10 protein-coding genes are annotated in these 14259 nt (G+C 73.0%); 4 read left to right on the top strand and 6 right to left on the bottom strand.

Annotated features, from left to right (window positions below; genetic code table 11):
- Positions 1-143 precede the first annotated feature (143 nt).
- The 4 genes from thpR to ACK1X7_RS28655 all read right to left on the bottom strand — a co-directional run bounded on the left by thpR (position 144) and on the right by ACK1X7_RS28655 (position 4414).
- Positions 144-722: an RNA 2',3'-cyclic phosphodiesterase gene (gene thpR / locus ACK1X7_RS28670; RefSeq protein ID WP_385155604.1), complete on the bottom strand. Its 579-nt coding sequence runs from the start codon at positions 720-722 to the stop codon at positions 144-146.
- Between the two features lie 113 nt (positions 723-835).
- The gene (locus ACK1X7_RS28665; RefSeq protein ID WP_390793100.1) at positions 836-2218 is read right to left on the bottom strand and encodes an MFS transporter; all 1383 of its coding nucleotides are present in this window, start codon (positions 2216-2218) and stop codon (positions 836-838) included.
- A gap of 32 nt (positions 2219-2250) precedes the next feature.
- Positions 2251-2712 (bottom strand): MarR family winged helix-turn-helix transcriptional regulator, encoded by a 462-nt coding sequence (locus ACK1X7_RS28660; RefSeq protein ID WP_078642072.1) that lies wholly within the window; start codon positions 2710-2712, stop codon positions 2251-2253.
- A gap of 235 nt (positions 2713-2947) precedes the next feature.
- Complete coding sequence (locus ACK1X7_RS28655) at positions 2948-4414, bottom strand: NCS2 family permease (RefSeq protein WP_385155598.1); 1467 nt, start codon at positions 4412-4414, stop codon at positions 2948-2950.
- A gap of 170 nt (positions 4415-4584) precedes the next feature.
- Here ACK1X7_RS28655 and ACK1X7_RS28650 point away from each other — a divergent pair, with 170 nt between their 5' ends.
- Complete coding sequence (locus tag ACK1X7_RS28650) at positions 4585-4848, top strand: DUF2530 domain-containing protein (protein WP_385155595.1); 264 nt, start codon at positions 4585-4587, stop codon at positions 4846-4848.
- Positions 4849-5196: 348 nt separating this feature from the next.
- On the top strand, positions 5197-6015 hold the full coding sequence (locus ACK1X7_RS28645; protein WP_385155592.1) for an SAM-dependent methyltransferase: 819 nt from the start codon (positions 5197-5199) through the stop codon (positions 6013-6015).
- A gap of 218 nt (positions 6016-6233) precedes the next feature.
- Here ACK1X7_RS28645 and ACK1X7_RS28640 read toward each other — a convergent pair whose 3' ends face one another.
- Positions 6234-9809 (bottom strand): sacsin N-terminal ATP-binding-like domain-containing protein, encoded by a 3576-nt coding sequence (locus tag ACK1X7_RS28640; protein ID WP_413116915.1) that lies wholly within the window; start codon positions 9807-9809, stop codon positions 6234-6236.
- A 1032-nt stretch (positions 9810-10841) separates the two neighbouring features.
- Positions 10842-11747 (bottom strand): DUF3027 domain-containing protein, encoded by a 906-nt coding sequence (locus tag ACK1X7_RS28635; RefSeq protein WP_216347895.1) that lies wholly within the window; start codon positions 11745-11747, stop codon positions 10842-10844.
- Positions 11748-11914: 167 nt separating this feature from the next.
- Between ACK1X7_RS28635 and ACK1X7_RS28630 the strand changes: the two genes are divergently transcribed.
- On the top strand, positions 11915-13636 hold the full coding sequence (locus tag ACK1X7_RS28630; RefSeq protein WP_390793101.1) for an MFS transporter: 1722 nt from the start codon (positions 11915-11917) through the stop codon (positions 13634-13636).
- 55 nt (positions 13637-13691) lie between these two features.
- Positions 13692-14198, top strand: a complete 507-nt coding sequence (locus tag ACK1X7_RS28625) for a hypothetical protein (protein WP_385148951.1) — start codon at positions 13692-13694, stop codon at positions 14196-14198.
- Positions 14199-14259 lie beyond the last annotated feature (61 nt).

Here is a 14259-nt window from a genome sequence, read left to right as displayed (position 1 = left end):
GAGCGCTCAGCCGCCCAGGGCGGCCGCAGCGGCGACGACGACGAGAATCAGCACCAGCGCGCCGCTCATGATCATGTTTCTGGTCTTGGGGTCCACAGCCTTGAGACTAGCCGGACCGCTCGGTGGCCCAGCGGCCAGGCCGCTCAGTGCCCCAGCGGCCAGGCCGCCACCACCTCGTAGCGCGGCTGCCGCCCGGGGACACCCGGGGCCGGTGGATGGCTGCGCACCAGGCAGAGCCGGCCCACGGTCCACTCCCGGCCCGCGAAGTCGGTGAGCCCGTCCACGTACGGCACCAGGCTGGTGGCGGAGCGGTGGCGGGAGGAACGGGCGCGGGCGATGGTCAGATGCGGATGGTACGGACGGTGCCGGTCCATCGGGACCCCGACCCGTCGGCCCCCCGCCTCGGCGGAGTCGGCCAGCCGCCGCAGGGCCTCGCTGTCGCCGTCCACGCCCACCCACACCACCCGGTCGTCGAACCGGCCCCCGCCCGCCAGCCGCAGCTCATGGGCGCGGTGCCGATGGGCGGCCCGGGCCAGCCGGGTGTGCAGCTCGGGCAGCACCTCCTCGGCCACCTCACCGTAGAAGGCGAGTGTGAAGTGCCAGCCCTCCCGCTCGGTCCAGCGCAGCCCGTCCGCCCCCGGCAGCGTCTGGAGCGCCTCGACCCGCGCGGCCAGCTCGGCGACGGCCGCGTCCGGCGGCAGGACGGCGGCGAAGAGTCTCATCCGCCCAGTCTCCCGCACAACTGAGCCCCTCCAGGGGGCACCTCCCAGCGGTAGCTGGGGGAGTTTGACGAGCGGGGTCCGGGGCGGAGCCCCGGCGAGCCCAACGGCGTGGTTCAGGCCGTGGCCGCGAGTGGCTTCTCCTCCGGTGTCCGGGGGACGAAGACCACCCGCGGGTGACCGCGGCGGAGGTCCAGCTTCACCCGCAGACCGCCGGCCCGGACCAGGATCAGCCCCACCCCGGCCGCCGCGGCGGCCGAGATCAGACCGCCCGCGGCGAAGCCGATACGCGCGCCGCAGGTGTCGGTCAGCCAGCCCACCAGCGGGCCGCCGATCGGCGTACCGCCCACGAAGACCATCATGAACAGGCTCATCACCCGGCCCCGCATCGCGGGATCGGTCGCGAGCTGGACGCTGGAGTTCGCGGTCACGTTGAACGTCAGGCTGAAGATCCCGATCGGCACCATGAGCGCCGCGAAGAGCCAGAAGTACGGGGTCGCCGCCGCGACCACCTCCAGCACGCCGAACATCAGCGCGGCCCCGACCAGCAGCCGCCGCCGGGCCACCACGCGCCGGGCGGCGAGCAGCGCACCGGCCACCGAGCCGATCGCGATCAGCGTGTTGAGCAGGCCATATGTACCGGGTCCGGCGTGGAAGACATCGTCGGCGAAGGCGCTCAGCCAGATCGGGAAGTTGAAGCCGAAGGTGCCGATGAAGCCGACGAGCACGATCGGCCAGATCAGATCGGGGTTCCCGGCGACATAGCGCAGCCCCTCCCGCAACTGCCCCTTGCCGCGCGGCGCCCGCTCGACCTTGTGCAGCTCACTGGTGCGCATCAGCAGCAGCCCGATGATCGGGGCGGCGAAGGAGACTCCGTTGATCAGGAAGGCCCAGCCGCTGCCCACGGCGGTGATCAGCACACCGGCGACCGCCGGGCCGATCAGCCGGGCGGACTGGAAGTTCGCGGAGTTGAGGCTCACCGCGTTCCGCAGGTCCTTGGGGCCGACCATCTCGTTGACGAAGACCTGGCGGGTCGGGTTGTCGACGACGGTGACCATGCCGAGCAGGAACGCGATCAGATAGACATGCCAGACCTGCACATGGCCGCTGAGCGTGAGGGCGGCGAGGGCGAGCCCGCACAGCCCCAGCGCGGTCTGGGTGAACAGCAGCAGCCGCCGTCTGGGACATCGGTCCGCGAGGACCCCGCCGTACAGCCCGAAGAGCAGCATGGGCAGGAACTGGAGCGCGGTGGTGATGCCGACGGCGGTGGAGGAGCCGGTGATGCTGAGGACCAGCCAGTCCTGGGCGATCCGCGACATCCAGGTGCCGGTGTTGGAGATCATGGCACCGGTGGCGAACAGCCGGTAGTTACGGATCTTCAGCGAACGGAAGGTCCCGCCCCGGGTGCGTCCCGTGGTGACGGGGGACGCGGGGTCGGTCGCGGGGTTTGTGGGGTGCTTCGGTGCGGGTGCGGAGTCTGCTCCGGGTCCCGTACTCAAGTGTGTTCGCCTCCTGGCTGCCTTGGTTGTTCTTACAAATGCGCGAGCTTCTCCAGCACGGGCGCGGCGGCGCGCAGCACGTCCCACTCGTCCTCGGTCAGCTCCCCGACCAGCTCGGCCAGCCAGGCGTTGCGCTTGCGCCGGCTCTCCTCGAGCATGGCCTCGGCCCGCTCGGTCGGCGAGACGACCTTCTGCCGCCGGTCCTCCGGATGCGGCTCGAGCCTGACGAGTCCCTTGGCCTCCAGCAGGGCCACGATGCGGGTCATCGAGGGCGGCTGGACATGCTCCTTGCGGGCCAGCTCACCGGGGGTGGCGGAGCCGCACTGGGCCAGCGTGCCCAGGACCGCCATCTCGGTCGGGCTGAGCGACTCGTCCACCCGCTGGTGCTTGAGCCGCCGCGAGAGACGCATCACTGCCGACCGCAGGGCGCTCACGGCGGCCGCGTCGTCGGGGGGCGCCTCCGCGTTGTGCTGGGAGCGGGACAGATCCGGCATGGTCTTTAGCATAACTCATTACCTCGCCTAATAAAAACCCTGGTGACATCCCTATTTCTATTTCACCCGAACGAGTGAGTTGACTCCGGGTAGTGACGCTCGGTGAAACGCCTGAGCGCCCAGGACACCTCCGGTCCTGGGCGCTCAGGAAGGGACGACGTACAGCGACGTACAGCAGGGGGACGGCATACCGCTGGGCAGGACGGCGACTCGGCTCAGGAGACGCCGACTCGGCTCAGGAGACGCCGAGCGCCTGCTCGATCGGGTTGAGCAGGAAATACACCAGGAAGCACAGCCCCACCGCGCCCAGCAGCCACGGGATCTCCCGGGTCCGCCGGGTGGCGATGCGCAGCAGCAGGAACGAGAGCACGCCCAGCCCGATCCCGTTGGTGATGCTGTAGGTGAACGGCATCGAGATCATGGTCAGGAAGGCCGGGATCGCGATCGTGAAATCGCTCCAGTCGATCTCCTTGACGTTCGCCGCCATGATCAGGAAGCCGACCACCACCAGCGCGGGGGTCGCGGCCTGCGAGGGCACCACCTTGGCCAGCGGGGTGAAGACCAGTGCGAGCAGGAAGAGACCGCCGGTCACCACGTTCGCGAGTCCGGTGCGCGCCCCTTCCCCGACGCCCGCCGTGGACTCGACGAAGCAGGTGTTGGCCGAGGCCGAGCCGAAGCCGCCGCCCGCGACCGCGACGCCGTCCACCATCAGGATCCGGCCCATGCCCGGAAGCTGCCCGCGCTCATCGGTCAGCCCGGCCTCCTCGCCGACGCCGATGATCGTGCCCATCGCGTCGAAGAAGCCGGACAGCAGCACGGTGAAGACGAAGAGACAGCCGGTGAGCAGGCCGACCTCATGGAAGCCGCCGAACAGGCTGACATGGCCGACCAGGCCGAAGTCCGGGGTGTCGATCACCTTCTCCGGCACCTTGGGGATGGTCAGCCCCCACTTGGCGTCCGGGACCCGGGCCAGGGAGTTGATCACGATCGCGACCAGGGTCATGGTCACGATGCCGATCAGGATCGCGCCGCGCGTCTTGCGGACGATCAGGATGAACGTGAGCGCGAGACCGACCACGAACACCAGCACCGGCCAGCCGTCCAGCCGCCCGGCCACTCCAAGGCCCAGCGGGACGGTGGTGTGCGCGGAGTCGGGGTTACGGGTGACGAAGCCGGAGTCGACCAGGCCGATCAGGGCGATGAAGAGCCCGATGCCGATCGCGATCGCCCGTCGCAGCCCGGCCGGGATCGCGTCCATCACCCGCTGCCGCAGCCCCGAGGCGACCAGGATCATCAGCACCAGACCCGCGAGCACCACCATGCCCATCGCGTCCGGCCAGCTCATCTTGGGTGCGAGCTGGAGCGCGACCACGGCGTTGATACCAAGACCCGCGGCGAGCGCGATGGGGACGTTGCCGATGATCCCCATGAGCAGCGTGGTCAGACCCGCGATCAGGGCGGTGGCGGTGACGAGCTGGCCGTTGTTGAGCTGATGCCCGAACTTGTCCGTACCGGCCCCGAGGATGATCGGGTTCAGTACGACGATGTAGGCCATCGCAAAGAACGTGGCCAGGCCGCCACGGATCTCCCGGGAGACCGAGGAACCACGCTCACTGATCTTGAAGAACTTGTCGATGCCGTTCATAGGGGGAACCGGAGCCTGTTCGCTGGCGTCGACCGGCGCGGGGGCCGAGGGGGACATGGATGACCTCAGTCTTGCGTGAACATCAACAGTGGGTCTCTTGGACGATCGAACAAGACATTCCAGCCAGACCCGGAAGCATTGAGTATGAAACTATTAAGGCCCGATCGCCAAACCGGTCCCGGGACGGCCCCGACCAGGCCCATGACCGGCCCCCTTAAGCTGTGGCCATGACGAAGTGGACCCCCAAGCACGAGGCGCCGGAGCCGCTCGAGGGCAATGTCGTGGCCACGATCACCGGCGGCACGATCGTGTGGTTCGTCCTCTTCCTCGTCCAGTTGCCCTTCTACGGCTGGTTCGACGAGCACGGACATCTGTGGTGGCTGTGGACCTGCCTGGCCGGCGGCGCCCTCGGACTGCTCGGCGTCTGGTACGTACGGGCCCGGGACGCGGCGATCAACGGCTCGCGGAACGGCGACGCGCAGAGCGGCTGACGCGCCTGCCCCTGGCGCGACGCACACAGCGCTCCCGGGATGGCTGGCACCCGCGATAGCCCGGCGCACTCGCGATGGCGCGGCGCCGGACCGTCGCCGTTCCCGGCGGCGATCCGGCGCCCTGGCCTGGTGCTCGGGCGCGCTCCCCTCCTTGCGACGCACCCGCTCACCCGTCTGTGGTGCACACGGAAAGATGAGGGCCCCGCCGCGGAGACGCGCGGGCGGAGCCGGATGCGACAACTGTACGATCTTCACGGGCCGTTCACAATGTTGTGGAAGCCTCACGGTGCGCACTTTGTTCGGGAACTACCGTCTTGTGGCGGGCAACTCACCAGTAATGTGAGGGATATGACCGGTAACCGCTTTCGTGCCGATGAGATCGACACCAGCAAGCCGCACTCGGCCCGCATGTACGACTACTTCCTGGGCGGTAAGACCCACTACGCGGTCGACACCCTCGCCGCCGAACAGGTCGAGGCCGTCTGGCCCGACGTCAAGCCGTGGACCCGTGCCAACCGGTCATTCATGCACCGCGCGACCCGCTGGCTCGCGCGCGAGGCGGGCATACGGCAGTTCCTGGACATCGGCACCGGTATACCCACCGAGCCCAACCTCCACCAGGTCGCCCAGGAGGTCGCGCCGGACTCCCGGGTCGTCTACGCGGACAACGACCCCATCGTGCTGGCCTACGCCCAGGCCCTGTTGCTCTCCACGCCCGAGGGCCGCACCGCCTACATCCACGCGGACGTCACCGAACCGCAGGCCATCCTGGCCGCCGAGGATCTGGCCGACACCCTCGATCTGTCCCGGCCGATCGCCCTGTCGCTCAACGCGATCATGCACTTCATCGCGAACGAGCAGAAGCCGTACGAGATCGTGCGAGAGCTGGTCGAGCCCCTGGCCTCGGGCAGCTTCCTCGTGCTCTCGCACGGCGGGCTCGACCCCCGCGGCGGGGTCTCGGACGCGGTGACCAACCTCTACCGCAGCAGCGGCATCCATGTGCAGGGCCGCACCCAGGAGGAGGTCCTTCCGTTCTTCGACGGGCTGGAGCTGGTCGACCCGGGCGTGGTGATGCCCCACCGCTGGAAGCCCGAGGACGAACAGGCCAGGGCAGAGGCGGAGGCCAGGGACCTGTGGATCTACGCGGGCGTAGCACGTAAGCCCTGACCGGGCGGGCAGGACCTGGCCGGGGCGCAGAGCCACTGCCCCTGGGGCGCGGGCCCCGTGGCCCGGGGCGCAAGTCCGCCCCCGGACAAGACCTGCCTCGGGGCCGCGAGCCCTCACCGACGTAGGCCCCTCCCCGGGGCACAAGCCGCGCCCCAAGGCAGAAGTCCCGCCCCGGGCAGGCCCCGGGCGACCGTCGCCGAACAGCCCCCCGGCGGCCGTCAGTCGAACCAGCGGGCCCGGGCCAGTTCCTCCGTGCGGGTCAGGTCCTCCAGCAGGGCCGCCACCTCGAAGCGGCGGGACCAGTGGCCCGCGGCCCAGGCCAGACCGGCCGCGACGCCCTCGACCGTCGAGGCGTGCAGGGTGCCGTCCACGTACCGCCAGTCCAGCTCGTCCTCGCCCTCGATCAGCAGCTCTTCGTGCTCGATGTACGACAGCGGGGCGCCCGGGAGGAGTTCGCGGACCGCCTCGGGCACCTCGTGCGGATCGCCCTGTGAGGTCACCCGCGCCGGGTACGCCTCGCTCAGCCGCCGCACCTGGAACAGCTCGGCCAGCTCCGCAGCCCGGGTGGGCCGTACGGGCAGCAGCGCCCGGCCGTCCGCCTCGGCCAGCGGCATCAGGTCCGGGGCGTCGGCGACCAGTGCCTCGCCCGCCTCGACCACCGTCGGCTCGCCGTCCACGATGGCGCGTACGTCGTCCGGCAGGGTCACCTGCTCGGGTTCCAGGTCGGCCAACTGCCCGTAGATGGCGTGCAACTGGGCGGGAGTCACCTCGCGGTCCGGGTCGGCGAGGCGGGCCAGCAGCTCGGCGGCGCCTCCCGGTTCGTCCAGCAGCGCGGCGACGGAGGTCCGTACGCCCAGCGCCCGCAGCACCTGCTCGTCCTCGAACCCGGCCGCGTCCACCGCCTCGTACAGCCCCGCCAGCAGCGGATCGCCCCCGGCCGCGCGCAGCCCGGCGGGGCGGCGGCCGTCCAGCACCGGATGGCCGCGCAGCCACCACGCGGTGTACGAGCGCACGATCTCCGTCGTGCCGTCCGGCAGCAGCACCCGCACCGGCGCGGTCAGCGCGTCGCGCAGCGGCGGCTGGGCGAGCATGGCGAGCGCCCGCGGCCAGGCGTCGTCGTCGACCAGGTCCAGGTCCCGTACGGCGACGATCTCGGTGGCCACCGGCGGCACCGGCGTCTGCGGCAGCCGGTCCAGCACGTCCTCGCACCACACGTCGACGGCGTCCAGTACGCCGACGTCGTCCGGCTCGGTGAAGTCGCCCTCGCGCGGCTCCAGTTCATCCGGGTCCAGCACCACATCGGTGGCCCTGACCAGCGTGAAGCCCGCCAGCACACCGACCGCGGCCAGCGGCTGCTCGCCCCAGCGCTCGGCCAGCTCGGCGTCGCAGGCGGCCAGTTCGCCCTCCCGCATCACCTGCTCGAAGGCGCTGCCGGGAAGGACCAGTTCACCGGCCGGGGCCAGCTCCCCGTCCTCGTCCGGCAGCGCGAGCGCGGCCAGCCAGGGCTCGTCGCCGGGCGCCAGCCGGGCCTGCTGGACCAGGCCGAGGACGGTGTCGGCCAGCGTATCGGCGTCCAGCGCCGCGCCCAGGGCCTCGCCCTCCTCCGCGAACGGGTCGTACTCGTCCTCCGCCTCCAGCGAATGCGCGACGGCGGCCCGCACCTGGGGGGTCGTCAGCACGGCTCGGGGGGTGGCGGGGGTCGCGCCGAGCTTCTCCAGGAGTGGATGAGCGGCGTCCGGATGTGCAACTTTCAGGCCGAGGCGGGCGAGGGTGCGATGCGTGGCGCCGATCGCGCCGCCGCGCTCGGGGGTCTCCGTGATCCCGGCGAACCCCGCGGACTCGGCGGTTCCGGCCATCCCGGCGGACTCTGCGGCCCAGGCGGACTCAGCGGACTCGGCGGTCTCCGCGGCCCAGGCGGACTCGGCGCTCCCGGCGAACCCGGCGGTCTCCGCCGTCCCGGCCGTTCCGATGCCGTCCAGGTCGCCGTCGGCCTCGCCCGGCAGCGGCAGCAGCACCTGCCGGGGCCCGATCGTCGTCCGGCCGTCCGCCAGCGGCACCGGCAGCCCGCTGAGCCGGTCCGGGTCGATTCCGCCCAGCGAGTCGTACAGCCGCCGCCACCAGGCCGGGGCGCGCTCCACGCCCGCGAGCCGGTCGATGAGCTCGCCCAGCGGCACCCGGGCCACGCCCAGCACCCGCAGCTCCGAACGGCGCTCCAGCCCCGCGGGCAGCAGCGTCGGGAACAGCTCGGCCAGCACCTCCACCGTCTCCGCGCCCGCGCCCTCGACGACCTCGGCGTCCCGGGGCCGCAGCGCGTGCGGCTCGCCCTCGAAGCCGCCGCGCGCCAGCACGTCGTCGTCCCAGTCGGCCGGGGCGTCGGCCGCTGCCGTCGTCGGCGGGGCGGACACGGCCGGCTCGCCCGCACCGGGGCCGCCCTGGGCGGCGTCCGGGCCGAGCGCGTCCGGCGACCCGAGCCAGCCCTCCACGGCCTCGGTGCCCGCGCCCACCGCCGGTGCGGCGGCGCTGGGCAGGAACGGCACCCTCGGCAGCCGCTCCAGCACCCTCCGGCGCAGCTCCCCGTCCAGCTCGCCCCGGCCCAACTGGCCCGGGACCAGGTCGATCGTGCCGACCGAGACCGGATGCCAGTCGCGCAGCAGCGTCGCGTACGACTCGGCCGCGCGGTCCAGCAGGAAGTCCGTGAGCGGGCCGGGGGCGGTGTGGCGGCGGGTGGGCTCCAGCGGGAAGGACGCGATCAGCAGCGCCGGCATGCCCAGCGGCTCATCGGTCGGCGTGGGGGCGTGGACGACCGGGGCGGTCGCGGACCGCATCGGCGCGCCCTCCGCGTCCACCGGAACCGCCCAGGTCACCGACCACACCGGGCGCAGCCGCTCCTCCACCGGGCGGTCGGCGAGCAGCTCCGGCTCCAGCCGCCCACCGGCGCTCTCGGTGCGCCAGCGCGTCGTACCGCGGGCACGGCTGCCCTCGCCGCTACCCTCTCGACTGCCCGCGCCGGTGTCCTCGCCGGTGTCCTCGATGACGGTGTACGGGCCCTCCTGACGGCGGCGCAGCGTCCTGGTGCCCTCGACGGTCTCGACCACGACCTCGGCCAGGCCGGGGAGGGTGAGCAGCAGCGCGTCGTCGATCCCGGCCAGCAGCCGCTCGGCCACGTCCAGGGCGGCGCCGTCGCGCAGCGGCAGCACCACGACGGTGTCGTAGCCGTCCGGGGCGATCCCCTCGGCGGGCAGCGGCAGCCGCAGCAGCGGTACGTGGCCGTCGCGGCGGCGCAGCTCCTCGGCGAGGCCGGGGCTGGTGGCGGTGGCGTGCCGGGTCAGCTCCCGCGCCTCGGCCAGCGACCAGCGCACCCCGCCGGTGCGGCCCACGACCGCGGGTTCGTCACTCACCGCGAGCACCGCCGCGAAGCCGACGCCGAACCGCCCGACCGCGCTCTCCGGCTCGTCCCGCTTGGCCGACGCCCGCAGGGTGGACAGCGACTCGACCCCGACCGCGTCCAGCGGCGCCCCGGTGTTGGCGGCGGCCAGCACGGCGGGCTCGCCGTCGGTGGCCGGGCGCAGGGTCAGCCGGAGCCGTCCGGGCACCCCGGCGCGGGCGGCGGCGTCCGCCGCGTTCTGGGCCATCTCGACGACCAGCCGGTCGCGGTGGCCGCCCAGCGCCAGATCCTCCTCGGCGTTGGCGTCCTCCCGGAACCGGGCGGGCGACGCGGCCCAGGCGTCCAGCACGCCGCGCCGCAGCCGCGCGGTCCCGAACGGGTCCGCGTCCTCGGTCGCGCCTCGCACCATCGCCGTGCTGCTCACGTCTCGCCTCCGGAGTTCCTGGTCTGGGGTCCGTCCCGCGCCGCGGCTCCACACCGCCGAGTCCCCCACGGTGCGGCTCGCCCCACCGCGCTCGTCGTTCCCTCGCGTGTCGCCCTTGCTAGCCGCGAACGTACCGCTATCCGCGCCCAAACGACGCCTCGGGCTCCAGACAACCGGATTCCCCGCCTCAGCCCCAGGTCTGCCCCTGCCTCAGCCGCGGGCCTTCCCTGCCTCACCCCGAGCACCTCGGCCCCCGGGGCGCCCGGCCCCGCCGCCCAGCCCGCCGCTCGGCCCCTCCGTCCGGCCCTCCGCCCAATTCGGCCAAGCCTCCACCGGCAGGCCGCCCCGCAGGGGCGGAAACCGGGGCGGCCGGGCTCGCCGTTGGGACTGACGACGGGCGGTTGCGGGCAGATCGGACACGTGGACCGGCCCGGGCACGCCCGAGCCGCGTCGCACAGGCCCGCCCGCCGAGCGCACGCCGCACAGGCCCGCCCACCCAGCGCGCGCCGCACAAGCCCGCCCACCCAGCGCGCGCCGCACAGGCCCGCCTCGCACCGAGCCCCACCTCACAGACCGCCTCGTGCCGCGCCGCCCTGCACAGGCCCGCCCGCCCCAGGCGCGCGGGGCTCCCGCCGCATCTGCATCTGCATCTGCCCAGACGTCGCCGGACGAGTCCGGGGGGCGCGTAGCCGGGGCAGCGGCGAGGGCTCGGGGCCGCCATCGCGGCGACCAGCCGCGGCGCACGGTGCCCCGCCCGGGGCAGCGGCCGGACAGCGACCGGGCAGCGGCCGTCACGGGCACTCCACGGGGCGGCGGAGGGGCCGCAGCCGCCATCGCCCCCGACAGCGCGCCGCCGGGGCGGACCGCCCCGGTCGGGCCCGAGGCAGGTCTCAGGGATGGGCGGCGGCGCGGCTGCCGGAGCCGACCCGCCTGGCCGAGCCTGAGGCGAGGCTCGGGGATGGGCGACGGTGCGCCCGCCAGGGCGCCCCGCAGGCCGCCTCAGCCCCACAGACCGCCTCAGCTATGGCCCAGTTCCTCCGGCGGGGTGTCCGCCTCGACGGAGCCGCTCGCGCGGTCCGGGTGGAGGGGGAGCGGTTCGACGACGGTCTCGTCGACCACGGGTGCGGAGGGGCGCGGAGGCTTGGGCATCACGGCCGCCTCGGAGTGGGCGCCGCAGCCGTACGAGAGGGAGACGACGCGGCCGTCCGCCGGGCTGAACTCGTTCGCGCAGACCCCGAACGCCTGTCCCAGCGAGCCGCCGAGGGGCATCAGGAAGCCGCAGCTCGCGCACGTGCCGGGGGCCGCCTGGGCCATGGGGGTCTGGGCGCCGTACGCCTCGTCCCAGCGGTCGGCCGCGACGTGGAGGCCGTAGCGGGACAGCACCCGGGCGCGCCGCATGCCCAGTTCCTCGGCGATGGCCGCGATCGAGCCGGTCTTGGGCGCGGCGGTCTGGGTGACGGGGGCGCCGGCCGTGACATCGGCCTCCTCCACCGCCGCGAGCTGCTGCATCTCCTCGGAGACCACGGAGTTGGGCGGCGGGACGTCCTCGCCCGTGTAGCCCGGCTCCAGGCGCAGATCCTCGGCCTCGGTGGGGAGCAGATCGCCCGGCCCCATGTCGCCGGGGCGCAGCCGCTCGCTCCAGGGCACCCACTCGGGCGCGAGCAGCGCGTCGGGGCCGGGGAGCAGTACCGTCTCGTCCAGGGTGACGGCCTTCGCGCGGGAGGCGCGGGTCACGGTGACCGCCCAGCGCCAGCCGCGATAGCCGGGCTCGGGGCTCTCGAAGAGATGCGTGACCACGCGATCGCCCTCGGCGACAGCGCCCATGTACTCGCCGACCTTCCCCGGAAAGGCGGCTTCCATGGCCGCCTCGCGGGCGAGTTCGACCGCCTCGGCGCACAGGCGGTCGGGGGTACGGCTTCGCATCGCACTCACAGGATCGATTCTCTCTTCCACGCCGTCGCAGCCGTCTGACCTGGTGCGCCAGCCGTACGGCCGGAACGCGGGACCGCGGACGGAGCGGACCATGGGGCCGCGTCGACGTCCGCGCCCATCCGGCCTTCGGGCGCACCTTGTACGTCCCATTCTGCGGGATGGCTACTCGGCACACGGCCAGGAACGACCCTCGGTGGCGCGGTTACGCACGCTACCTTGTCCGGCCGCGCAGCCCCTACCCCCGTCCCATGCCCGTCCCCGGCCGCCATGCCGCCCACCCCCTGCCCAGCCGCCCCGGAGGAACCACATTTCCGCTGGACAGCGGGGTGTTGCGGGTCCCCGCCGACGGCGCCGCCAGCCGGAAAGCCGTCGAAGGTCTGACGCCCGGGCCGCGTTGGCTGCACCATGGTCAGGTGGCAGACAAGCGGTGGTACAGCGGCGGCCCGACCCAGCGGTCGGGCCGCTGGATCGTTCATGCGCTCCGTCTGCCCTTCGCGCTCCGTCTCCCCTTCACCGCGGCCGGGCGGGGCATCCGCCGGGCCACCCACGCCCATGGGGCCGGTGAGTCGGGGCTCGGCAAGTTGATCGAGCTGCACGCGGTGAACTCCGCGGGCGACATGCTGATCACCGTCGCCCTCGCCTCCACGATCTTCTTCTCGGTCCCGACCGACGAGGCCCGCGGCCGGGTCGCGCTCTACCTGGTCATCACCATGGCGCCATTCGCGCTCCTCGCCCCCGTCATCGGCCCGCTCCTGGACCGCCTTCCGCACGGCCGCCGCGCGGCCATGGCGGGCGCGATGCTGACCCGTACGGTGCTCGCGCTGACGATGGCGGGGGCCGTGGCGGGCGGCGGCCTGGAGCTGTATCCGGCGGCGCTGGGCGTGCTGGTGGCGTCCAAGGCGTACGGAGTCGTCCGTTCCGCCGTCGTGCCACGGCTGCTCCCACCCCACTTCTCCCTGGTCAAGGCCAACTCACGGGTCACGCTCGCCGGACTGCTCGCAACCGGCGTGGCGGCCCCGCTGGGGGCCGGGCTGCATCAGATCGGCCCGAGCTGGCCGCTGTACGGGGCGTCCGTGATCTTTCTGCTGGGCGGATTCCTGTCGTTCACCCTCCCGCCCAAGGTGGACTCCGCGAAGGGTGAGGCCAGGGCGCAGTTGACCTCGGGACAGCGCCATCTGCATCTGCCGGTGACGGTGCGTAAACCCAAGGCCAGGGTCGGCGGGTCCAGGACCGCCTTCTGGACCAACTTGTGGGGCACCCTTCGCAGCGGCCGTTCCGGGCGGCTCGGCCTCCGTACGGTCGGCCCCTCCGTACTGCACGCCCTCCAGGCGTGCGCCGCGCTGAAGACCCTGTCCGGATTTCTCACCCTCTTCCTCGCCTTCCTCCTCCGCGACCAGCCGGTGGGCGGACTCGGCCCCGAGGTCTCGCTCGGCCTGGCCGCCGTCTGCGCGGGCGGCGGCAACGCGCTGGGCACCGCGATCGGCGCCTGGCTGCGGGCGCGCGGCCCGGAGCGGATCATCGCGGTGGTGCTGAGCTCGGCCCTGGCCGTGGTCATCGTGTCGGCGGCCTTCTACGGCGCGGTGACGGTCGCCGCGGTGGCCGCCACGGCCGGAATCTCCCAGGCGCTGGGCAAGCTGTCGCTGGACGCGCTGATCCAGCGCGACGTCCCGGAGGAGGTCCGCACCTCCGCGTTCTCCCGCTCCGAGACGACGCTCCAGATGGCGTGGGTCCTCGGCGGCGCCATCGGCATCGTGCTGCCGCTCCACGGGGGGCTGGGCATGGCGGTCGCGGCGGCGGTGCTCGCGCTGGGCGTGGCACTGAGCGTCCGCGGGCTGCTGAGCGCCTCCCGGCAGGGGGCGCCGTATCCACGGGTGGCTTGATTCGCTCGCCCGACCCGCGCGCGAAGTGATCGGGGCGGCCCGATAGCCTGCCCGCATGACCGCTGCGCTGTTTTCCAGGGGCAAGGGCCGCCGCGCCGCCACCGCCGCCTGTGCCGTGTCCCTCGGGCTCGTCGCCCTCTCCGCATGCGACAAGCCGACCCCGCTGGCAACGGTGACGGTCGGTTCGGACACCGTGACGGCCGAGGCGAGCGACGGCTGCTACGGCGACGGCAAGGACCTGAGCTCGGAGAAGTTCAAGGCGTGCCTTGCCGCCAAGCCCGAAGAGACGATCAAGGTGACCCCCGGGGACAAGGTGCGGATCGGGGTGGACCCCGAGATCGCCAAGTCGAGCTGGGGCCTGATCGCCAACAACCCGGTCATGGCCGAGGCGAGCAAGGAGACGTACCGCAGCTTCGACAGCGACACGCTCTTCGCCCAGCAGAACCCGCAGACGGGCCAGACCACGCTCCAGAAGAAGGTCACGATCACGATCGCCGAGCTCGGCAAGAGCAGCCAGGGCGTCAAGGGCATCTGGCGCTTCACGCTGGAACGGGATTCCTGACAGGATTTCTGACAGGAATCCCGACGTACGGGACTCCGTAGGACGAAGCGCCGCCCTACGG

The organism is Streptomyces sp. CY-1 (assembly GCF_047218265.1).
In the GTDB taxonomy this organism is placed as follows: domain Bacteria; phylum Actinomycetota; class Actinomycetes; order Streptomycetales; family Streptomycetaceae; genus Streptomyces; species Streptomyces niphimycinicus.
Note: the sequence above shows the minus strand (reverse complement) of the source record. Positions and strands in the feature narration are given on the sequence as shown.

What these genes read in the sequence shown, in the direction of transcription:
- ACK1X7_RS28625 (WP_385148951.1), top strand. Translation starts at nt 13,692, where the DNA reads ATGACCGCTGCGCTGTTTTCCAGGGGCAAGGGCCGCCGCGCCGCCACC.
- ACK1X7_RS28650 (WP_385155595.1), top strand. Translation starts at nt 4,585, where the DNA reads ATGACGAAGTGGACCCCCAAGCACGAGGCGCCGGAGCCGCTCGAGGGC.
- ACK1X7_RS28660 (WP_078642072.1), bottom strand. Translation starts at nt 2,712, where the DNA reads ATGCCGGATCTGTCCCGCTCCCAGCACAACGCGGAGGCGCCCCCCGAC.
- thpR (WP_385155604.1), bottom strand. Translation starts at nt 722, where the DNA reads ATGAGACTCTTCGCCGCCGTCCTGCCGCCGGACGCGGCCGTCGCCGAG.
- ACK1X7_RS28635 (WP_216347895.1), bottom strand. Translation starts at nt 11,747, where the DNA reads ATGCGAAGCCGTACCCCCGACCGCCTGTGCGCCGAGGCGGTCGAACTC.
- ACK1X7_RS28645 (WP_385155592.1), top strand. Translation starts at nt 5,197, where the DNA reads ATGACCGGTAACCGCTTTCGTGCCGATGAGATCGACACCAGCAAGCCG.
- ACK1X7_RS28630 (WP_390793101.1), top strand. Translation starts at nt 11,915, where the DNA reads ATGGCTACTCGGCACACGGCCAGGAACGACCCTCGGTGGCGCGGTTAC.
- ACK1X7_RS28655 (WP_385155598.1), bottom strand. Translation starts at nt 4,414, where the DNA reads ATGTCCCCCTCGGCCCCCGCGCCGGTCGACGCCAGCGAACAGGCTCCG.
- ACK1X7_RS28640 (WP_413116915.1), bottom strand. Translation starts at nt 9,809, where the DNA reads ATGGTGCGAGGCGCGACCGAGGACGCGGACCCGTTCGGGACCGCGCGG.